General features: G+C 38.2%; 22 protein-coding genes. 20 read left to right on the top strand and 2 right to left on the bottom strand.

Annotated features, from left to right (window positions below; all coding sequences use genetic code 11):
• The first annotated feature begins 90 nt into the window (after positions 1–90).
• From IGJ37_RS09145 to IGJ37_RS09105, 9 genes are all read left to right on the top strand, one after another.
• Entirely contained in the window at positions 91–1,005 is a 915-nt protein-coding gene (locus IGJ37_RS09145) for a PhoH family protein (RefSeq protein ID WP_411859951.1), read from the top strand.
• A 28-nt stretch (positions 1,006–1,033) separates the two neighbouring features.
• Positions 1,034–3,232, top strand: a complete 2,199-nt coding sequence (locus tag IGJ37_RS09140) for an HD family phosphohydrolase (RefSeq protein WP_002356744.1) — start codon at positions 1,034–1,036, stop codon at positions 3,230–3,232.
• Complete coding sequence (gene ybeY / locus IGJ37_RS09135) at positions 3,232–3,711, top strand: rRNA maturation RNase YbeY (protein WP_002356745.1); 480 nt, start codon at positions 3,232–3,234, stop codon at positions 3,709–3,711. The genes IGJ37_RS09140 and ybeY overlap by 1 nt, the downstream gene beginning before the upstream one ends.
• The gene (locus IGJ37_RS09130) at positions 3,695–4,096 is read left to right on the top strand and encodes a diacylglycerol kinase family protein (protein ID WP_002382764.1); all 402 of its coding nucleotides are present in this window, start codon (positions 3,695–3,697) and stop codon (positions 4,094–4,096) included. The genes ybeY and IGJ37_RS09130 overlap by 17 nt, the downstream gene beginning before the upstream one ends.
• Before the next feature lie 13 nt (positions 4,097–4,109).
• A complete protein-coding gene (gene era, locus IGJ37_RS09125) occupies positions 4,110–5,012 on the top strand; it encodes a GTPase Era (RefSeq protein WP_002359745.1) in 903 nt (300 codons plus the stop codon).
• Positions 5,013–5,094: 82 nt separating this feature from the next.
• A complete protein-coding gene (gene recO, locus IGJ37_RS09120) occupies positions 5,095–5,889 on the top strand; it encodes a DNA repair protein RecO (protein ID WP_002374343.1) in 795 nt (264 codons plus the stop codon).
• Positions 5,890–6,529: 640 nt separating this feature from the next.
• A complete protein-coding gene (glyQ, locus tag IGJ37_RS09115) occupies positions 6,530–7,438 on the top strand; it encodes a glycine--tRNA ligase subunit alpha (protein WP_002379669.1) in 909 nt (302 codons plus the stop codon).
• Position 7,439: 1 nt separating this feature from the next.
• Positions 7,440–9,524 (top strand): glycine--tRNA ligase subunit beta, encoded by a 2,085-nt coding sequence (gene glyS, locus IGJ37_RS09110; RefSeq protein WP_081115722.1) that lies wholly within the window; start codon positions 7,440–7,442, stop codon positions 9,522–9,524.
• 39 nt (positions 9,525–9,563) lie between these two features.
• Positions 9,564–9,755, top strand: a complete 192-nt coding sequence (locus IGJ37_RS09105) for a DNA-directed RNA polymerase subunit alpha C-terminal domain-containing protein (protein ID WP_002356753.1) — start codon at positions 9,564–9,566, stop codon at positions 9,753–9,755.
• 33 nt (positions 9,756–9,788) lie between these two features.
• Here the strand turns inward: IGJ37_RS09105 and yidC are convergent, their stop codons facing one another.
• Together yidC and IGJ37_RS09095 are read right to left on the bottom strand one after the other, a co-directional pair.
• Positions 9,789–10,721, bottom strand: a complete 933-nt coding sequence (gene yidC / locus IGJ37_RS09100) for a membrane protein insertase YidC (protein ID WP_002356755.1) — start codon at positions 10,719–10,721, stop codon at positions 9,789–9,791.
• A 166-nt stretch (positions 10,722–10,887) separates the two neighbouring features.
• The gene (locus tag IGJ37_RS09095) at positions 10,888–11,163 is read right to left on the bottom strand and encodes an acylphosphatase (RefSeq protein WP_010706543.1); all 276 of its coding nucleotides are present in this window, start codon (positions 11,161–11,163) and stop codon (positions 10,888–10,890) included.
• A gap of 106 nt (positions 11,164–11,269) precedes the next feature.
• Here IGJ37_RS09095 and IGJ37_RS09090 point away from each other — a divergent pair, with 106 nt between their 5' ends.
• The 11 genes from IGJ37_RS09090 (at position 11,270) to sufB (ending at position 21,543) form a co-directional block, all read left to right on the top strand.
• Positions 11,270–12,046 (top strand): TrmH family RNA methyltransferase, encoded by a 777-nt coding sequence (locus IGJ37_RS09090; RefSeq protein ID WP_002367051.1) that lies wholly within the window; start codon positions 11,270–11,272, stop codon positions 12,044–12,046.
• 19 nt (positions 12,047–12,065) lie between these two features.
• On the top strand, positions 12,066–12,503 hold the full coding sequence (locus IGJ37_RS09085) for a GNAT family N-acetyltransferase (protein WP_010730030.1): 438 nt from the start codon (positions 12,066–12,068) through the stop codon (positions 12,501–12,503).
• A gap of 183 nt (positions 12,504–12,686) precedes the next feature.
• Entirely contained in the window at positions 12,687–13,472 is a 786-nt protein-coding gene (gene rpsB, locus IGJ37_RS09080; RefSeq protein WP_430598905.1) for a 30S ribosomal protein S2, read from the top strand.
• A 105-nt stretch (positions 13,473–13,577) separates the two neighbouring features.
• Positions 13,578–14,459 (top strand): translation elongation factor Ts, encoded by an 882-nt coding sequence (gene tsf, locus IGJ37_RS09075; RefSeq protein ID WP_002356760.1) that lies wholly within the window; start codon positions 13,578–13,580, stop codon positions 14,457–14,459.
• A gap of 260 nt (positions 14,460–14,719) precedes the next feature.
• Complete coding sequence (pyrH, locus tag IGJ37_RS09070) at positions 14,720–15,442, top strand: UMP kinase (RefSeq protein ID WP_002356761.1); 723 nt, start codon at positions 14,720–14,722, stop codon at positions 15,440–15,442.
• A gap of 3 nt (positions 15,443–15,445) precedes the next feature.
• A complete protein-coding gene (gene frr, locus IGJ37_RS09065) occupies positions 15,446–16,003 on the top strand; it encodes a ribosome recycling factor (protein ID WP_002356762.1) in 558 nt (185 codons plus the stop codon).
• A 369-nt stretch (positions 16,004–16,372) separates the two neighbouring features.
• On the top strand, positions 16,373–17,143 hold the full coding sequence (gene sufC, locus IGJ37_RS09060; RefSeq protein WP_002356763.1) for a Fe-S cluster assembly ATPase SufC: 771 nt from the start codon (positions 16,373–16,375) through the stop codon (positions 17,141–17,143).
• Positions 17,144–17,157: 14 nt separating this feature from the next.
• On the top strand, positions 17,158–18,444 hold the full coding sequence (gene sufD, locus IGJ37_RS09055) for a Fe-S cluster assembly protein SufD (RefSeq protein ID WP_083578534.1): 1,287 nt from the start codon (positions 17,158–17,160) through the stop codon (positions 18,442–18,444).
• Complete coding sequence (locus tag IGJ37_RS09050; protein ID WP_325814887.1) at positions 18,441–19,676, top strand: cysteine desulfurase; 1,236 nt, start codon at positions 18,441–18,443, stop codon at positions 19,674–19,676. Before sufD ends, IGJ37_RS09050 begins: the two co-directional genes overlap by 4 nt.
• Positions 19,663–20,130, top strand: a complete 468-nt coding sequence (gene sufU / locus IGJ37_RS09045; RefSeq protein WP_002356768.1) for a Fe-S cluster assembly sulfur transfer protein SufU — start codon at positions 19,663–19,665, stop codon at positions 20,128–20,130. The genes IGJ37_RS09050 and sufU overlap by 14 nt, the downstream gene beginning before the upstream one ends.
• 18 nt (positions 20,131–20,148) lie before the next feature.
• The gene (gene sufB / locus IGJ37_RS09040) at positions 20,149–21,543 is read left to right on the top strand and encodes a Fe-S cluster assembly protein SufB (protein WP_002356769.1); all 1,395 of its coding nucleotides are present in this window, start codon (positions 20,149–20,151) and stop codon (positions 21,541–21,543) included.
• The last annotated feature ends 467 nt before the right edge of the window (positions 21,544–22,010 follow it).

The following is a 22,010-nucleotide window of genomic DNA, read 5'->3' as shown; positions in this document are numbered from 1 at the left end:
GGACTATATAATAAAGGAGATGGACGTTTTTTGACAGATAATCAGTCAAAATCTTTGGAATTAATACTTACTGATTCTGATGATGCACACATGCTTTTAGGAACACATGATAAACATATCAAATTTTTAGAAGAGAATACCCACGTAACGATTAATAGTCGTGGCGAAGTTATTCAGTTAATTGGCGAATCATCAGAGGTAGAGTTAGTCGCTTCCGTGTTAAGAGCGCTACAAACATTAATTCAACGAGGCATCAAAGTGCATACGCCAGATGTCGTTTCTGCTTTTAAAATGGCCAAAGCTGGAAATTTAGAGGCGTTTATTGCCATGTATGAAGAAGAAATTATGAAGGACCATCATGGTCGGGCGATCCGAATTAAGAATGTTGGTCAAAAAAAATATATCGATGCAGTTAAAACTCATGACGTCATTTTCGGGGTGGGACCTGCGGGGACAGGAAAAACCTTTTTGGCCGTGGTGATGGCAGTAGCAGCCTTAAAAAAAGGCGAAGTACAAAAAATTATTTTAACTCGTCCAGCGGTGGAAGCTGGCGAAAGCTTGGGCTTTTTACCAGGTGACTTAAAAGAAAAAGTCGATCCTTATTTACGTCCAGTTTACGATGCCTTGTATCAAATTTTTGGTATGGATCATACAAATCGTTTAATGGAACGCGGCGTTATTGAAATTGCCCCGCTTGCTTATATGCGTGGTCGTACATTGGATGATGCTTTTGTCATTCTAGATGAAGCACAAAATACCACGGTTGCCCAAATGAAAATGTTTTTAACTCGTTTAGGGTTTAGTTCAAAAATGATTGTTAATGGAGATACTAGTCAGATTGACTTACCACGTGGTGTAACAAGTGGTTTAGTTAACGCCAAGCGTACGTTAAAAGACATTGAAAAAATTGCCTTTGTAAATTTTGAAGCCAGTGACGTTGTGCGTCATCCGGTTGTAGCACAAATTATTCAAGCCTATGAAAAAGAACAACAAAAGCATTCCTAAGCAGTTAGGGAAGGAGTGAAAGTACCTTTTGAAAAAAGTACTTACAAAGTTAGGGGATCGTTTAGGTAAAGCCTATTTACCTATTTTATTAGCCGTTTTTTCTCTTCTTTTATTTATGATTATGTTTGGCAGTGTCCATCAGAAAAGAGTAGAAATTAAAGAAGGTCAACTGGCCGAGAAAACCATTCGTGCAAATAAAAATATCGAGAATACCTACGAAACAGAACAAAGAAAAAAATTGGCAGCAGAAGCTGTCACACCCGAATATATTTATCAAGAAGATACGGCATCTGTCCAACATAATCGTATTGATAAATTATTTAAATTGATTGATTCTGCGAATGAAAAAGTAGACAAAGAGTACAGCAATAAGCAAGCGAAGGCCAAAAAGGAAGAAACGATTCCTGCGCCGACCGTGGAAGAACGAGTAGCTAGCTTAAAGTCATTGTTTGAATCTTTACCGCAAGATGAAGTTACGTTTTATCAAAGTTTTCCTAATGTTTTTTATCAAACAATCTTTACATTAACCTCTGAGCAATTGGATAAGGTTCGTTCAGAAAGTTTGATGTTGGTGGATGACGCAATGCAAAATCACGTTCGAGAATCTGATTTAGATAAAATTCGCCAAGAAGCTAACGGTAAAATTCAATACTTAGACATTACGAGTACCATGCAACAAGTCATTCGTTACATTGTTAACCAAGGGATTGTGGTAAACGATATTGCCAATGAAAAACGAACAGAAGAGCTACGCCAAAAAGCGATGAATGCTGTTCAACCCGCAATGATTTATCAAGGCGAAATTATTGTTCGTGAAGGTACTCAAATTGATGCAAAAGCGGTCGAAAAACTTGAGTTACTAGGAATGACTAGTCAAAATACCTCTATTTTTCCGATGGTGGCATTAGCATTAGCTATTTTACTTCAAGTTGAAGTGTTGATTTTCTTTACAAAACAAGTGACTGAGCCTTCGCGACAACGCTCGTTTATTATCTTTTACACGGGTGCTATGCTAATCAGTGTTATTTTAATGAAATTCTTCCAGATTTTCCAAACAGAGCAGTTGATGTATATTCCCTTGTTCTATCCGGCAGCCTTTGCGCCGCTGATTCTAAATCATTTTGTAAATCGTCGTTCAGGGATAATCGCTGCCATTTTCCAAGTCGTTTTTGCGTTATTTATCTTTTATAATTCTATTGGCACAAACTCGTTGACGGTTATTCTGATTATGTACTTATTCTCAGGATTTCTAGCAACAGTTGTTAAACGGAAACGGATGAGTGAGCAAGTTTTCCCAGCTTTAATGTGGGTAGTGGTCTTTCCTGTTTTCATGGCGGTTGTCTTAATGATTTATCAAGGGATGAGTTTAACAGATGGTAAAACGTGGACAGCTTTAATTTGTGCAAGTGCAGGAACGGTACTTTCATTTTTAGCAACAATGGGCTTGCATCCATATATCGAATTATTAGTGACCGATGATAGTATGATTGTCTTGAATGAATTAAGTAATCCGAACCATCCGTTGTTAAAACAACTGTTAGAAGAAGCGCCAGGTACCTATCATCATAGCATGATGGTGGCTAGTTTGAGCGCTAACGCTGTTGCTGAGATTGGCGGGCGGTCGCTATTAACACGAGTTGCTTGTTATTACCATGACATTGGTAAAATTAAACACGCCAATTTCTTTGTGGAAAACTTACCTGCTGGTGCAGAAAATCCACATAACTTTTTATTACCAGAAGATAGTAAACAAATTATTTTTGGCCACGTAATTGATGGCGCCAAAATTTTAGAAGAGTACAATATGCCGCAAATGGTGATTGACATTTGTCGTCAACATCATGGCACAACATTAATGAAATTTTTCTATGTGAAAGCAAAAGAACGCAATCCTGAAATTAAAGAATCCGACTTCCGTTATCCTGGACCACGTCCACAAACACGAGAAGCAGGGATTGTGAGTATTGCTGATACTTGTGAGGCTGCTGTGCGGGCGATGGATCATCCGACCAACGAAAAAATTCAAGCCTTTGTGCATAATGTGATTCAAGACAGAATTTCAGATGGCCAATTAGATGAATGTGGGTTAACGATGAAAGAGATTCGCATCATTGAAAAATCATTAATTAATGGATTATGCAGTACCTTCCATTCACGGATTAAGTATCCAAAAATGAAAGCTGAAGCAGAAGAAATGAAAGATGAACAAGAAAAGAGAGATGACTAATGGATATTACTTTCATTGATGAAACCGAGAAAGTACCAACAGAAGAAATCAAAGAAATCGAAAACTTGCTGCAATTTGCAGCGGGTTTTCTAGAAATTGCCGAAGATACGGAGATGTCGGTGACTTTTACAGATAACGCAGGTATCCAAGTGATTAATCGTGACTATCGGGGCAAAGATATGCCTACAGATGTCATCAGTTTTGCTTTAGAGGATGAAGGGGAAGACGAATTGCCAATTATTTTTGATGATGAAGAGTTGGCAGAGCTACCACGGAATCTAGGTGATTTAATTATTTCAACAGAGCGAGCAGCAGAACAAGCAGTTGAATATGGGCACACATTGGAGCGAGAAATGGGCTTTTTGGCAGTACATGGCTTTTTACATTTGAATGGGTACGATCATATGGAACCTGAAGATGAAAAAGAAATGTTTGGTTTACAGAAAGAGATTTTAGATGCGTATGGCCTTAAAAGATGAGCAAACAGGAAAAAATAAACATTTTATTAATTCATTAGAATTTGCCTGGCAAGGAATCAAAACAGTTTTTCGAGAAGAACGTAATATGCGCAAACATGTGGCGTTTGGTGTCACTGCCATTGTGTTTGGTTTCTTGTTTTCCTTAACACTTGCTGAATGGCTGTGGTTGTTATTGGCCGTTTTTCTCGTCTGGTTGGCAGAAATTATCAACACAATTTTTGAAAATGTCGTAGATATGTTTACGGATTTTCACTTTCATCCAATCGGAAAAAAGGTTAAAGACATGGCCGCAGGAGCTGTTTTATTAACAGCCGGTTTCGCAGTGCTAGTTGGACTAATTCTATTTGTACCAAAAATTTTACAAATCATTCAAATGTGGAAATAAGAGGAGAAATACAATGACAACTGAACATAAATCTGGTTTCGTAGCCATTGTCGGCAGACCAAATGTTGGAAAATCAACATTGTTAAATCGAATTGTCGGCCAAAAAATTGCAATTATGAGTGACAAAGCACAAACAACTCGTAATAAGATTCAAGGAATTTATACAATTCCTGAAGCACAAATTGTTTTTATCGATACTCCAGGGATTCACAAACCTAAACACCGCTTAGGCGATTTCATGGTGGAAAGTGCCTACAATGCGATGCGTGAAGTAGATGCTACTTTATTTATGGTAAGTGCTGATCAAAAACGCGGGAAAGGTGACGACTTTATTATTGAACGATTGAAAAATAATAATAGTCCAGTCTACTTGATTATTAATAAAATTGACAAAGTCCATCCAGATGATTTATTGAGTATTATTGAAGACTATTCGAAACAAATGGACTTTAAAGAAATTATTCCCATTTCTGCCACTGAAGGAAATAATTTTGAGCATTTGATGGATGTTCTCGTTGAGCAAATGCCAGAAGGACCACAATATTTCCCTGATGACCAAATTACGGATCATCCAGAATATTTTATCGTTTCCGAATTAATTCGTGAAAAAGTGTTACTTTTAACAAGAGATGAGATTCCTCATTCTGTCGCTGTCGTTGTGGACTCAATGAAACGAGATGAAAACGATAAAGTCCATGTCCAAGCAACCATTATTGTGGAACGGGACAGTCAAAAAGGTATTATTATTGGCAAAGGCGGAAAAATGCTGAAACAAATTGGTACCAAGGCGCGTCAAGATATTGAATATTTATTAGATGACAAAGTGTATTTGGAGCTTTGGGTAAAAGTCCAAAAAGACTGGCGTGACAAAAAAATCTATTTACAAGATTTTGGTTATCGCAAAGAAGAATATTAAGAAAGTAGTGTTTGGGAAGCGAGTGTATAAACGAACTTTCCAAACACTACACTAATTTACATAAGAAATGGAAGTGAATTGAATGGCATTAGGGGAGACCAAAGGCATTATTTTATTTACGAAGGATTTTAAAGAGAAGGATAAACTCGTCAAAATTTTTACAGAATCCTATGGAAAATTGATGTTTTTTGTGAAAGGCGCGCATCGAAAAAATAATCCTCTTTTGCCAGCGATTCTGCCATTTACAGAAGCCGTCTACATCGGAAATTTTAGAGAAGAAGGCTTATCTTTTCTCAATAGCAGCAAAGAAGTTCAACCTTTTCGAAACATTCAACAAGACATATTTATTAACGCATATGGAACATATATTTTAAACTTAGTCGATGCAGCAATTGAAGATCAGCACTATGATCCGAACTTATTTCAATTTACCCACATGGCATTATCCGCTTTAAATGAGCAAAAAGATCCGGAAATCATTACAAATATTTTTGAAATTCAATTGTTAGAACGGTTTGGTGTACGACCAGAATGGCATCATTGTGTGGCTTGTGGCGAAACACAAGGGAAATTTGACTACTCTTCAAAGTATAGCGGTGTGCTTTGTGAAAAACATTGGCATTTAGATGAACAGCGCTACCATGCAGATCCTAGAGCGATTCATTTTATTCGCTTATTTTCGCAAGTCTCCTATGAAAAAGTCCAAAACATTCAAGTAAAAGAAGAAACTAAGAAGAGTATTCGAGAAACGATTGATATGTTATACGATGAATATGTTGGTTTGCACTTAAAAAGTAAAAAATTTATTGATCAAATGAAAACGTGGGAAAATACGTTAAAAATTCCACCACGAAAGAAGGAAGAAAAAGAAACATAAACAAGCAGTCGTTTTTCTAAAAAAAATTTGACAACTTCCCTCAGACACCGTATTATGATAGAGAAGTTAAATACGTACGAAGAAAAAGAGAAGTAAAAAGAACCCTCTGTTAAGCGAATCTGGGAGAGTGGGAGCCAGAAACACGGAACTTTTGAAAGGCACTTTGGAGTACGACAAACGAAGCTGCCGATGAACACATCGGAAGTAGGGTGGAACCGCGATAATTATTCGTCCCTATGTCTATTAATAGGCATGGGGACTTTTTGCATGTTCCACATCTGCTCTGACACTTTGTGTCAGAGCAGATGTGGAACAGCACAAGGTGACTGAAAGGAACGTTGTCTCCTCTATGTTAAAACAAACTGCTTAGCCAAAAACATGGAGTAGATGATGAACAGTACAAGGTGACCAAAGGGAACGTTGTAACCGAATAAAAAAAGCAAACAGTTAACACCAAAAGAAAAAATAGTAACGTTTATTCAAAAAAGCTCAATTGGCGCAAAGGTGACAGAGTAGATGATGAACAGCATAAAAATTACCCCATTCTACAAAATTGTTTCTCTGTAGCCCTTTTTAAATTTACATTCCCGAAGCAAAGCCAATCCCTATGTCTATAAAAAATATTCCAAGGAGGAAAACAATGAAAAACAAGTTAACCGTACAAGAAATGATTTTAACCTTGCAAAAATTTTGGTCATCTAATGGCTGTATGTTAATGCAAGCCTATGATACAGAAAAGGGAGCCGGCACCATGAGTCCTTACACGTTTTTACGTGCCATTGGACCTGAACCATGGAATGCTGCCTACGTAGAACCTTCTCGTCGTCCAGCTGATGGACGCTATGGTGAAAATCCAAACCGTCTATACCAACATCATCAATTCCAAGTTGTAATGAAGCCTTCTCCTGAAAATATCCAAGAACTTTATCTAGAAAGTTTGAAATTATTAGGAATTGATCCATTAGAACATGACATTCGTTTTGTAGAAGATAACTGGGAAAATCCCTCAATGGGTTGTGCTGGTTTAGGTTGGGAAGTTTGGTTAGATGGCATGGAAATTACCCAATTTACGTATTTCCAACAAGTCGGCGGCTTACAATGTCATCCTGTCACTTCTGAAATTACTTACGGGTTAGAACGCTTGGCATCATATATCCAAGAAGTCGAAAGTGTCTATGATTTAGAATGGACACAAGGCGTTAAATATGGTGAAATTTTTGTGCAACCTGAATATGAACATTCAAAATATTCCTTTGAAATTAGTAACCAAGAAATGCTTTTAGAAAACTTTGACAAATTTGAAAAAGAAGCTAAACGCTGTATTGAAGAAAGCTTAGTTCACCCAGCCTATGATTATATTTTAAAATGTAGCCATACATTCAATTTATTAGATGCTCGCGGCGCTGTCTCTGTAACGGAACGTGCAGGATATTTAGCCCGCATTCGGAATATGGCTCGTTCCGTAGCGAAAATTTTTGTGGCTGAACGTGAAAAATTAGGGTTCCCATTATTAAATAAAGATCAAAGTGTATCCAAGGAGGCAGAATAACATGGCAAAAGATTTATTATTAGAAATTGGCTTAGAAGAAATGCCCGCACATGTTGTCACACCAAGCCGTATCCAACTTGAAGAAAAAGTAATCAAATTTTTAGATGAACATCATTTAGACTATGAAACAGTGCAATCCTTTGCCACACCTCGTCGTTTAGCCGTGAAAGTAACTGCGATTCCTGAAAAACAAGCGGATGTTGAAGAAGAAGTAAAAGGTCCAGCGAAAAAAATTGCTTTAGATGCTGAAGGAAATTGGTCAAAAGCTGCACAAGGTTTTGTACGCGGCCAAGGAGTTACAACTGAGGACATTGTTTTCAAAGAATTAAATGGTGTCGAATATGTCTATGTGACGAAGTTTACCAAAGGCCAAAGTGCCAAAGAGGTATTAACAAAATTAAATGACGTGATTACAAGTCTAACTTTCCCGGTAACAATGCACTGGGCAAACTATGATTTCGAATATATTCGTCCAATTCACTGGATTGTGGCACTACTTGATGATGAAGTAATTCCTTTCAAAGTGTTAGACGTGACGACAGGGCAAACTTCTCGTGGCCACCGTTTCTTGGGAGACGATGTGACGTTCCAACATGCTAATGAATATGAAGCAAAATTAAAAGAACAATTTGTAGTGGTTCAACCGAATGAACGGAAACAAATGATTGTTGATCAAGCGAACGCTCTCGCTGCAGAAAAAAATTGGCAGTTAGCTTTAGATGAAGAGTTATTGGAAGAAGTTACGAATTTAGTGGAATATCCAACTGCATTTGTAGGCAGTTTTGATGAAAAATATTTATCTGTTCCAGATGAAGTATTAGTGACTTCTATGAAAGAACACCAACGTTACTTTGAAGTTCGTAACGACCAAGGCTTATTAATGCCGCATTTTATCGCTGTTCGCAATGGGGATAATGTTCACCTTGAAAACGTGATTAAAGGAAATGAAAAAGTGTTAATTGCTCGTTTAGAAGATGCAGAATTCTTTTACAATGAAGATAAAAAATTAACGATTGAAGCATGTGTTGAAAAACTAAAAAATGTGACTTTCCATGAAAAGATTGGCTCAATTTATGAAAAAATGCAACGGGTTGCTTTAATTGCACAAATCATTGGTCGAAAAGTTGGCTTATCTGAGGATGAATTGGAAGATTTAAAACGTGCCTCTGAAATTTATAAATTTGACTTAGTAACAAATATGGTTGGTGAATTCCCAGAATTACAAGGAATTATGGGAGAAAAATATGCCTTATTACAAGGCGAAAAACCAGCCGTAGCAACGGCGATTCGAGAACATTATCTACCAACTTCCAGTGAAGGTGAATTGCCAGAAACAGCAATCGGGGCTGTTTTAGCCTTAGCCGATAAGCTTGACAGCGTCTTTTCATTCTTCTCAGTTGGTATGATTCCAACAGGTTCTAACGATCCTTATGCACTTCGTCGTCAAACCTATGGCATTATCCGAATTATTGAAGATAAAGGCTGGACCTTCCCATTAGTTCAATTACAAACAGAAGTTGATGAAGCAGTGAATCAAGATGTTGAGAAATATGGCGTTTTACTAAACGAAGGACAAGCAGAAGTCGTTGAATTTGTGAAAGCTCGCTTACGTCAATTATTAATGACGAAAAATGTTCGCCATGACATTATCGATGCAGTGGTGTCTGCTGAGCAAGCCGATTTATCGAAATTATTTGCTTCAGCGAATATTTTAAAAAGCCGTTTTGAAGATCAAGATTTTAAACCATCAATGGAAGCCTTAACGCGTGTTATTAATTTAGCGAAAAAAGGTCAAGAACTTTTAGGTGATACTGAAGAAGGGATTGATCCAAGTCTGTTTGAAAATAAGGCAGAAAAAGAACTGTATCAAGCAGTTAACGATTTATCTGAAGCATTTGCGACACGCACGATTGCAGAAAACTATGAAGCACTAGTAAATCTACGTCCGTTAATTGATGCGTACTTCAATGAAACGATGGTTATGGTTGAGGATGAAAAAGTCAAACAAAACCGATTAAAACAATTAATGCAAATTGCTAAAATGGCGTTATCAATTGCTAGCTTAGATTTATTAATTGTGAAATAAAAAGCGCTGTTTTTCGACCGCTAAGGAGGAACCGACAGTATGCTAGAAACAACATTTGAACAAATTTTAACACAATTATCAAAGCCAGCTGTTCGTGCGCTAACGAATGAAAAAATCGACAGTGTGGATGAACTCTACGCACGAGGCCGAAAAGCGTTACTTTCGTTGCATGGCTTTGGTCCAAAGTCTATTCGAACTATTGAAGAGATGACTGGGAAAGAATTGAAGTAAAAAAAGGATCGCCGTTTAGAGGCGATCCTTTTTTTATTTACGTTTTTGTTTTCCAGCATTACGACCTTTATTGCCGTTTGCTTTTGGTTGGTTCGTTTTTTGCGTTACTTTGTTTGTTTCTTTTGGTGTCACATCCTTGATAGGAGTAACCACTTGTTTTGGTGGGTTATTTTTCAATTCTTCTTGTACTTGTTTTTTAATTCTTGGACGTAAGAGGATATTTGTGATGGCAGATTGAATACATGTGAAAATACCACCAACTACCCAGTAAAGCGCTACGCCTGCAGGTGAGCTAAAGGACATGAAAACAATCATTAATGGTGAAACAATCAGCATTGATTTCATTGTTTTCTTTTGTTCTTCAGGAATACCAATCATTGAAATATAACCTTGAGCTAAATAGGCTAAACCAGCTAATGCCACTAAAATCATATTTGGTTGCCCTAAATTCATTCCTAAGAAGCTTGCCGTGGCAATACCTTTTGTATAACGAGCAGCAAAGAACAGAGAAGAGAAAATAGGCATTTGAATTAATAAAGGCAAACAACCAATTCCGCCAACCATACTCACATTGTTTTCTTTATAAATCTTTTGTAGTTCTGCTTGTGCGGCCATTTGTTCTTCACGCGTACTTGCTTGTTTCATTTTTGCTTGTGCAACATCCACTTGGGGTTTGATTGCTTGCATTTTTTCCGTTTGGATAAAGCTTTTTTTCGATTGATGTAAGCCTAACGGTAAAATAATGATCCGTACAATAATGGTGATAAAAATAATCGCCCAACCATAGTTCCAATTAAAGTTATCGACAAGATAAGTAATTGCATTACTCATCGGTAAAACAAGGAAGTTATAGACAAAACCTTCACCAGTTGGTTGTCCATCTGCTCCTGTTTTCACACAGCCTGATAAAAACATTACTAAAAATAGTAAGCCAGAGCCGTAAAGCCATCGGTTTAATTTACGCATGTAATTCGGTCCTTTTCTAAAAAATTTTTACATGGTTAACTATACTTGAAACAGCGCCCTTTTTCAATCAAAATCGAAAAGAAGCTCTTACAAAAATCAATAAAAAGCAGGAACTACTTGCTGTTCAAGGCTTCTTCCCAAAGAAATCAATCGTTAGAAAGTAAGTTTATTGAATCACTTTAAATTGTTCCGTTTCTTCTAACAAAGGGTCTTCTTGAATATCAACATACGTTACACGTCCCGCTGGACTGGGGGAATCTTTGATTTTTTTGATAAATGTTTCCATTATGTCTTCAGGTGCAATTGCTGTGATTGAAACGGACCCGTCGTCTTCGTTTCTCACTGAACCAGTGACACCTAATTGATCTGCCACCATTTTGGTCATGTAGCGGAAGCCAACACCTTGGACACGCCCTTGTACATTCATTCTTAGTTTTTCCATGAGAGACACTTCCTTTGCTTTTTTCTTTATGATAGCGATTTTTCTTTGTTCTAGCAAGTATCCAAGCAAGCTAGAAGCATGCTATAATACAAAGGCGAGGTGACTTATGAAAGAAATTATATCAACGAAAAATAACCAATTAAAAGAATGGAAAAAATTACACAAAAAGAAGTACCGAGAAGAACTGAACCAATATATAATAGAAGGATTTCATTTAGTTGAAGAAGCCGTGAAGGCCAACGCCGATGTTCAGTGGATTTTGTTTAACCAAAGAGGTCAACAAGAATGGAGAACTTGGTTAGCTGAACAAGAAACAGAAAAATTAATTTTTGTAAGTGATGAGGTTTTAAATAGTTTGTCGGAGCTGCCAACTTCACAAGGGATTTTGGCAATTGTCACCTTGGAAACGCAACAAGAGCAGTCGCTTTCTTTTAAAGGTGGTTGGTTACTTTTAGATAATATCCAAGACCCTGGCAATGTTGGTACAATGATTCGCACAGCTGATGCAGCAGGTTTAGCAGGCGTGATTTTAGGTAAAGGCACAGCAGATATTTACAATACAAAAGTGTTGCGCTCAATGCAGGGAAGCCACTATCATTTACCAGTTCTTCAACGAGAGTTGACTGAAGTGGTTCAGGCATTCAAGAAGCAAGGTCTACCAGTTTTCGGTACAGAACTAAATGAAGCTGCGATTGCTTATTATGAACAAGAGGCAGTGGAAAATTATGCGTTGATTTTAGGCAATGAAGGTAGCGGGGTTTCGCCAGAATTGTTAGCAGAAACCACGAAAAATCTTTATATTCCAATGAAAGGTCAAGCAGAATCATTGAATGTCGCTATCGCAGCAGGCGTGTTAATGTTTTATTTTGAAAATAATCAATAACAGAAACGAGTGTCAAAAAATGCTGACTATCAAAAAGACAACCCAGTTAACAGAAAAAGAATTAGAAACCATTATGGCTATTTGGCTGCAAACGAACCTAGAAGCTCATCCATTTGTCGCACCAACTTATTGGCAAGAAAATAAGGCATTTGTCCGCGCTGCGTTACCAAAAGCAACACTGATCTTAGCGGAAGAAGAGGGTCAGATAATTGGGTTTTTAGGCTTAATGGATAACTATATCGCAGGAATTTTTATAAAAAAAGCGTTTCAAGGGAAGGGCATCGGTCAGAAATTACTGCAAGTAGCAAAAGAAGAACAGGACATCTTATCTTTGGCTGTTTACAGGGAAAATCAAGCAGCTTACGCCTTTTATCAAAAACAAGGCTTTGTCCAACAAAAGCGAACCATCGATGAAACGGGAAACGAAGAATGTCATCTTGTTTGGCAAGTGCAGTAGGAGCGACATTTCTAGTTTTAAGGCTTGCTATTTTTCTGAAAATATCTTATACTGTTAAAGGTGTGATTTTCACACACGAAATCCACATTCTTTTCCATCTGCGAAGTGGTGCTACTACGGTAGTTCTTCAAGGAGTTGACGAAAAGAAGAGGAAAATAAAAACCAAACTGGAGGAAACACAACATGGCAGTAATTTCTATGAAACAATTACTAGAAGCCGGCGTACACTTTGGTCACCAAACTCGTCGCTGGAACCCAAAAATGAAGAAATATATCTTCACAGAAAGAAACGGTATCTACATCATTGACTTACAAAAAACAGTGAAATTAGTAGATGCAGCTTACGATTACATGAAAAACGTTGCAGAAGAAGGCGGCGTTGCTTTATTCGTAGGAACTAAAAAACAAGCACAAGAAGCAATCAAAGATGAAGCAATCCGCGCTGGTCAATACTATGTAAACCATCGTTGGTTAGGTGGTACGTTAACTAACTGGGATACAATCCAAAAACGTATTGCTCGCTTGAAAAAAATCAATGCAATGGAAGAAGACGGCACTTTCGAAGTTTTACCTAAGAAAGAAGTTGCTGGCTTAAACAAAGAACGTGAACGTTTAGAAAAATTCTTAGGTGGTATCGCTGATATGCCAAGAATTCCAGATGTAATGTACATCGTTGACCCACGTAAAGAACGCATTGCTGTTCAAGAAGCACACAAATTAAACATTCCAATCGTTGCAATGGTTGATACAAACTGTGATCCTGATGAGATCGATGTTGTAATCCCTTCAAATGATGATGCAATCCGCGCCGTGAAATTAATCACTGCTAAAATGGCTGACGCTTTCATCGAAGGTAACCAAGGGGAAGACCAAGCAACTGAAGAGTTATTCGTTGAAGAAACACCAGAAGCAACTTCAATCGAAGAAATCGTTGATGTTGTTGAAGGAAATAACGAATCAGCTGGATAATAATGATTACGGAGCTGTCTCAAAGGCTAGGCGACAAAAAGCCTGATTCTCCTTTGAGATAGCTTTTTTAAAAAGAATTGATAATATCCGAGGAGGACACAAATAATGGCAGACGTTACAGCTAAAATGGTAAAAGAATTACGCGATATGACTGGCGTTGGAATGATGGACGCTAAAAAAGCATTAGTAAAAGTAGAAGGCGACATGGAAAAAGCCGTAGACTTTTTACGTGAAAATGGTATGGCTAAAGCAGCGAAGAAAAATGACCGCATTGCGGCCGAAGGTTTAGCAAACGTAGCAACTGTGGGTAACGTTGCAGCAATCGTTGAAGTAAACTCAGAAACTGACTTCGTTTCTAAAAACGAAATGTTCCAAGATTTAGTTAAAGATATTGCGACTAAAGTTGCTGAAAACAAACCAGCTACGATGGAAGAAGCAATGGCTATTAAAACTGAAAAAGGCACAATCGAATCTGATTTAATCGAAGCAACAACTGTTATCGGTGAAAAAATCAGCTTCCGTCGTTTTGAAGTTGTCGAAAAAGCTGACAATGCTGCATTTGGCGCTTACTTACACATGGGTGGCCGTATTGCTGTATTAACAGTTATCGATGGCACAACTGACGAAGAAGTAGCGAAAGATGTTGCTATGCACATCGCGGCAATCAACCCTCGCTATGTCAATGAATCTCAAATTCCTCAAGAAGAATTAGAACACGAAAAAGCTGTGTTAACTGAACAAGCATTAAACGAAGGTAAACCAGCAAATATCGTTGAAAAAATGGTTGTTGGTCGTCTACAAAAATTCAAAGCAGAAATCGCTTTGGTTGACCAACCATTTGTTAAAGATCCAGATATGACTGTCGAAAAATTTGTTGCTTCTAAAGGCGGCGAAGTGAAATCATTCGTACGTTTTGAAGTTGGCGAAGGTATCGAAAAACGTGAAGATAACTTTGCGGATGAAGTAATGAGCCAAATGAAAAACTAAGAGCATCAAACGCTCGGTTGAAAAGCCGTGAATCATAAGTATCTAAACAGACAGCGATCCCCAAAGGAAGCTGCATAAATTGATTACTGCTTGATTCAAGGCAGTCTTTCAGCCATTTGGGAACGCATAACTTTGATATGCGCTCCCTTTTTTTAGGCAAAACTAGTGGATCGCACTGCTTGGTCTAAAAAATCATTTTGGTGAAAAGTCATCTAAATGAGGAATTGAATGATTTTTAGAGAATCTTGGAGGGAATTATGATGGTTAAACCTAAGTATCAACGTGTCGTATTAAAGTTAAGTGGAGAAGCGCTAGCCGGAGAAGACGGTTTTGGCATTAAACCACCAGTCATTAAAGAAATCGTCCAAGAAATTAAAGAGGTCCATGAATTAGGTATCGAAATGGCCATCGTGGTTGGCGGCGGAAACATCTGGCGTGGACAAATTGGTGCTCAAATGGGCATGGAACGTGCACAAGCAGATTATATGGGCATGTTAGCTACTGTGATGAATGCCTTAGCATTGCAAGATACATTAGAAAATCTTGGTGTGCCTACACGTGTTCAAACATCAATTGAAATGCGTCAAATTGCAGAACCATACATTCGTCGTCGTGCAGAACGTCATTTAGAAAAAGGCCGCGTTGTTATTTTTGCCGGAGGAACAGGAAATCCTTACTTCTCGACAGATACAACGGCTGCGTTACGAGCTGCAGAAGTAGATGCGGACGTCATCTTAATGGCGAAGAACAATGTTGATGGTGTTTATTCTGCAGATCCACGTGTGGATGAAACAGCGACAAAATTTGAAGAACTAACACATTTAGATGTTATTTCTAAAGGGCTGCAAGTAATGGATTCAACAGCAAGCTCATTAAGTATGGATAACGATATTCCTTTAGTTGTCTTTAACCTAAATGAAGCAGGAAATATCCGTCGTGCCATCCTTGGTGAAAATATCGGAACAACTGTAAGGGGGAAATAAAGAATGTCTAAAGAAGTTTTAGCAACAGCCAAAGAAAAAATGACAAAAGCGGAAGAAAGCTTACGCCGTGAATTAGGTCAAATTCGTGCTGGTCGTGCGAACGCAAGTCTATTAGACCGTATTCAAGTAGAATATTATGGTGCACCAACACCAGTTAACCAATTAGCAAGTATCAATATCCCAGAAGCACGTGTATTAATGATTACACCGTTTGACAAAAATTCTATCGCTGACATTGAAAAAGCTATTCAAATGAGTGATATCGGCATTAGCCCAACCAATGATGGAAATGTCATCCGTTTAGTGATTCCACAATTAACGGAAGAACGTCGGAAAGAATTAGCCAAAGACGTGAAAAAAGAAGCGGAAAACTCAAAAGTTGCTGTCCGTAACGTTCGTCGTGATGCAATGGATGAGTTGAAAAAAGCTCAAAAAAATGGCGACATCACTGAAGATGAATTACGTTCATTTGAAAAAGATGTTCAAAAATTAACAGATGATAGCATCAAAAATATCGATGCGATTACTGCTGAAAAAGAACAAGAACTTTTAGAAGTATAAAACCAATCACTAATAAAAATTATTGAATCCAGAGAAGCAAATGCTCTGGATTTTTTTGTATAGATGATGAAGGCGTATCTCAACGCTCTCTTTGCGAAAGTCATTCTAAAGTAATTATCCAAGAAAACGCTTTCTTGAATAAATTTTTTTATTCTACCAGAATTTTTTTCTTTGTGTAGGGAGGATCACTTAAAAATATAGAGAAACTTTGAAATATCAGCCTTTTAAAATTTTCCTTCACAAATTGAATCCTAAAATTTGATGATAAGAGTTGTTATTTTTAGCAATTGTAATTTGCGATTCATTCTCAATTAGGCTAAAATGAGTGAGAACGGAAAAACGATTAAAACAAGTTGGAGGGAATTGTACATGTCTGTGTTAGAAATCAAAAATTTACACGTATCAATTGAAGATAAAAAGATTCTAAAAGGAGTCGATTTAACAATTAATACTGGAGAAATCCATGCAATTATGGGACCTAATGGAACTGGTAAATCTACTTTATCAGCAGCAATTATGGGAAATCCTAACTACGAAGTCACAGAAGGAGAAATTCTGTTTGACGGCGTCAACGTTTTAGATTTAGAAGTAGACGAACGCGCTCGCTTAGGCTTATTCTTAGCAATGCAATACCCAAGTGAAATTCCAGGGATTACCAACGCTGAATTCATGCGTGCAGCAATCAATGCAAAACGTGACGAAGACAACAAAATGTCAGTCATGCAGTTCTTAAAAAAATTAGATAGCAAAATGGAATTATTAAATATGCCTGAAGAAATGGCTGAGCGTTACTTAAACGAAGGTTTTTCTGGCGGCGAGAAAAAACGAAATGAAATTTTACAATTATTGATGTTAGAGCCAACGTTTGCCATTTTAGATGAAATTGATTCAGGCTTAGATATCGATGCGTTAAAAGTAGTTTCTAAAGGGGTTAATGAAATGCGCGGCGAGAACTTTGGTGCGTTAATTATTACCCATTACCAACGCTTATTGAACTATATCACGCCGGATGTTGTTCATATCATGATGGAAGGCCGCGTTGTGAAAACCGGTGGGGCTGATTTGGCAAAACGTTTAGAAACAGAAGGCTATGCTGGTATCAGCCAAGAATTAGGTATTGATTACAAAGAAGAAGCGTAAGGAGGACAAGATAAATGAAAAAAGTAAATCTAATGGATTATCTTGACGAAGTCACCGCTTTTTCACTAGAACATGAAGAACCAGCTTGGATGACTGAATTGCGAACAACGGCTTTAAAAAACGCTGACGAAAGTGAGTTACCACATATTGATCGTGTGAAATTTCATCGTTGGCCTTTATTAAATGTTCACATGGAAAGTTATGTGCCTTCTGAAGGAAATGTCGCAAGTTTTGATCAAATGAAAGACAATCCTTTAATTGTTCAACAAGGATCTTTTCATGCTTTTGAGCAATTGCCAGCCTCATTAGCGGAACAAGGGGTAATTTTTACAGACATTTTTACTGCTTTACAAGAGCACCCAGAATTAGTTAAAGAATACTATATGACTAAAGCCGTATTACCAGAAGAAGACAAGCTGACAGCAGCTCATGCAGCTTTCATGAATAGTGGCGTTTTCTTATACGTTCCTAAAAACGTAGTGATTGAAGAGCCCATTGAATCTTTGTTTATTCAGGATTCAGATAGCAACCAACCTTTCTTTAAACATGTTTTAATCGTTGCAGATAATCATAGTGAATTCAGTTATTTAGAACGTTTTCAATCAACTGGTCATCACGCAGAGAAAGCTTCTGGAAATATCGTTGTGGAAGTGATTGCGAAAGATGGCGCAAAAGTTAAATACTCAGCTGTGGATCAATTAGGGCAAACTGTAACGACTTATATGAATCGTCGTGGCTATATTATGCGGGATGCCTCTGTTGATTGGGCTCTAGGCGTCATGAATGATGGCGATGTTGTTGCTGATTTTGATTCTGATTTAGTTGGCGAAGGCGCTCATTCAGAAGTTAAAGTCGTTGCAATTAGTGCAGGTACACAAACACAAGGCATCGACACACGAGTGACAAACAAAGCGCCACATTCAATTGGTCATATTTTACAACATGGAGTTATTCGTGAACGTGGTACTTTAACGTTTAACGGAATTGGTCACATTTTAAAAGGAGCAAAAGGAGCCGACGCACAGCAAGAAAGTCGTGTTTTAATGTTGTCTGATAAAGCTCGTGGTGATGCCAATCCAATTCTTTTAATTGATGAAAATGAAGTGACTGCCGGACACGCAGCCAGCGTTGGTCGAGTAGATCCAGAAGAAATGTATTATTTAATGAGCCGCGGCTTGCGTAAAGAAGAAGCGGAACGTTTGGTGATTCGTGGCTTCCTAGGTTCTGTCATTACAGCAATTCCAGTTAAAGAAGTACAAAATGAATTTGTAGAAGTAATTGAAGGGAAGTTAAACGCATGATGGATGCAGCAACCATTCGTCAATCGTTTCCTATTTTATTTCAAGAAGTTAATGATGAACCGCTAGTTTATTTAGACAATGCTGCGACAACCCAAAAACCAACGGCAGTGTTAGATGTTTTACGACATTATTATGAAACCGATAATGCCAATGTTCATCGTGGGGTGCACACGTTAGCCGAACGAGCAACGAAGGACTATGAAGCCTCCCGCGAAAAGGTTCGCCAATTTATCCATGCCAAAGAAACAGCGGAAGTTTTATTTACACGAGGAACAACAACCAGTTTGAATTGGATTGCCAAAAGTTATGGTGACTTGGCAGTTACAGCCGGGGATGAAATCGTCATATCTTACATGGAACATCATTCAAACATTATTCCCTGGCAACAATTAGCCCAACGTACAGGGGCCATTTTGAAGTATATAGACGTCACTGAAGACGGCTTTTTAGACATGGCAAGTGCACGTCAACAAATTACAGAAAAAACGAAAATTGTTTCGATTGCTCATGTTTCAAATGTGTTAGGGGTCATTAATCCAATCGAAGAATTAACACAATTAGCTCATAAAAATGGCGCTGTGATGGTGGTAGACGGCGCGCAAGCAGTTCCTCATATGCCTGTGGACGTTCAAGCCATCGATGCTGATTTTTATGCATTTAGTGGTCACAAAATGTGTGGACCAACTGGAATTGGTGTCCTTTATGGCAAACGTCATTTATTGGAACAAATGGAACCTGTGGAATTTGGTGGCGAAATGATTGACTTTGTTCATCTTCAAGAAAGTACTTGGAAAGAGCTTCCTTGGAAATTTGAAGCTGGCACACCTAATATTGCTGGGGCAATTGCCTTAGGTGCCGCCATTGATTATTTAACTGAAATTGGTTTAGAGGCCATTCATCAACATGAAGCAGCCCTTGTTCACTATGTTTTGCCGAAGTTGCAAGCTATCGAGGGCTTGACGATTTATGGTCCACAGGATCCAAAAGACCACACAGGTGTGCTTGCTTTTAATATTGAAGGTTTACATCCACATGATGTGGCTACGGCGTTAGATATGGAAGGGGTCGCTGTCAGAGCGGGTCACCATTGCGCGCAACCGTTATTAAACTATTTGAGCGTGCCAGCAACCGCACGGGCAAGTTTTTATTTATACAATACCAAAGAAGACGCAGATCGCTTAGTTGAAGCGATTAAAGCGACAAAGGAGTTTTTCCAGCATGGCACTTTCTAAATTAGATAACTTATATCGCCAAGTCATTTTGGACCATTCTAGCCACCCACATCACCACGGAACGCTAGATGCGTCTAGCCAAACAATTGAACTGAATAATCCTACTTGTGGAGATGTGATTGAACTGGATGTGGCCATTGAAGACGGTGTGATTAAAGATATCGCCTTTCAAGGAAGTGGCTGTTCCATCAGTACAGCAAGTGCTAGTATGATGACTGATGCGGTCTTAGGAAAAACAATCGCCGAAGCAACGGCCTTAGCAGAGGATTTCTCTCAACTTGTTCAAGGAAATGAAGTGGCCGAAGATGAAAAATTAGGCGATGCAGCAATGTTAAGCGGCGTAGCTAAATTTCCAGCTCGGATTAAATGTGCAACCCTGGCTTGGAAAGCCTTAGAGCAGGCTGTTGCTAATAACGGCCAAGGCGAAGCCGGTCATTTACATTGTGAAAAATAAAGAAAGGGTGACGACGAATTGAGTACAGTACCTGAATTAGAAGAATATAAATTTGGCTTTCACGACGATGTGGAACCAGTCTTTAGTACCGGAGACGGCCTAACAGAAGACGTCGTTCGCGAAATTTCTCGCGTGAAAGGCGAACCAGAATGGATGCTTGACTTCCGTTTAAAATCGTTAGAACAATTCAATAAAATGCCCATGCAAGAATGGGGTCCAGACCTGTCAGATATTGACTTTAGTAAAATTAAATATTACCAAAAACCGAGTGACAAACCCGCACGCGATTGGGATGATGTACCTGATAAAATCAAAGAAACCTTTGAAAAAATTGGGATTCCCGAAGCTGAGCGTGCTTATCTAGCTGGGGCTTCTGCTCAATATGAATCAGAAGTTGTTTACCACAACATGAAAGAAGAATTTGAAAAATTAGGCATCATTTTTACAGATACTGACTCTGCTTTAAAAGAATATCCTGACCTATTCAAAGAGTATTTTTCAAAACTTGTGCCGCCAACAGATAATAAACTGGCCGCTTTAAACTCAGCTGTTTGGTCAGGTGGAACCTTTATTTATGTACCAAAAGGCGTTCGAGTCGATGTACCATTACAAACATATTTCCGAATCAACGCTGAAAATACCGGCCAATTTGAACGGACCTTGATTATTGTCGATGAAGGGGCCAGCGTTCACTATGTTGAAGGCTGTACGGCACCCACGTATTCAAGTAACAGCTTGCATGCGGCCATCGTAGAAATTTTCACTAGAAAAGATGCTTATTGTCGTTATACGACCATTCAAAACTGGTCAGATAACGTCTACAACCTAGTAACCAAACGTGCTAAAGCTTACGAAGGTGCCACTGTCGAATGGATTGATGGGAACCTAGGAGCTAAAACAACCATGAAATACCCAAGCGTTTACTTAGATGGCAAAGGTGCCCGTGGCACGATGTTATCGATTGCCTTTGCTGGCGCTAACCAAATCCAAGATACTGGGGCCAAAATGATTCACAATGCGCCGAATACCTCTAGCTCAATTGTTTCAAAATCAATTGCTAAAGATGGCGGCGAAGTTAACTACCGTGGCCAAGTGACTTTTGGAAAAGACAGCGCAGGCTCGATTTCCCACATCGAATGCGACACGATTATCATGGACGAAAAATCAAAATCAGATACGATTCCGTTTAACGAAATCCATAACAGCCAAGTGTCCTTAGAACACGAAGCCAAAGTTTCAAAAATTTCTGAAGAACAATTATATTATTTAATGAGTCGCGGCTTATCTGAAGCCGAAGCGACAGAAATGATTGTTATGGGCTTTGTTGAACCATTTACGAAAGAATTACCGATGGAATATGCGGTTGAGTTGAATCGGTTGATTAGTTATGAGATGGAAGGCAGTGTGGGTTAATAACGGCACGTTGTCAAATAATGTTGGTAAAGAGAAATTGTAGAATCATGTCGAGTCCAGAGGAGAAAATCCTCTGGATTTTTTTATTTGGTTTGTATATCTTGTCCTTGTTGGACGAAAATCCGTAATTTGAAGGTATCTTTTTTGTGAATCAAAAAAGATGTTGGTAAAAATACCAACATCAGAAAGTATAGAGCCAAAATTCAAAGATTACAATTGTGTAGTCTATTTATTTTTTTCTAAACCTAAGTAATCATCACTTTCATATTTACTGAAATAGAGGAGATTTTTGACGTCAAAAAAAACCTTAGCTAAACCAGCTAAGGCTAGAATACAACATTATTTTTGATTTGTGAATAGCTCGAAGGCTTTCAAATGATCTAACATTTGTATTCTAATAAGCTCGCATGCTTTTGTTAATCTTGATGTAAATACATTAAATGTTATATCATCAAGGTGTAGATAAC

The organism is Enterococcus sp. AZ104 (assembly GCF_050546705.1).
Classification (GTDB): Bacteria; Bacillota; Bacilli; order Lactobacillales; family Enterococcaceae; genus Enterococcus; species Enterococcus faecalis.
Note: the sequence above shows the minus strand (reverse complement) of the source record. Positions and strands in the feature narration are given on the sequence as shown.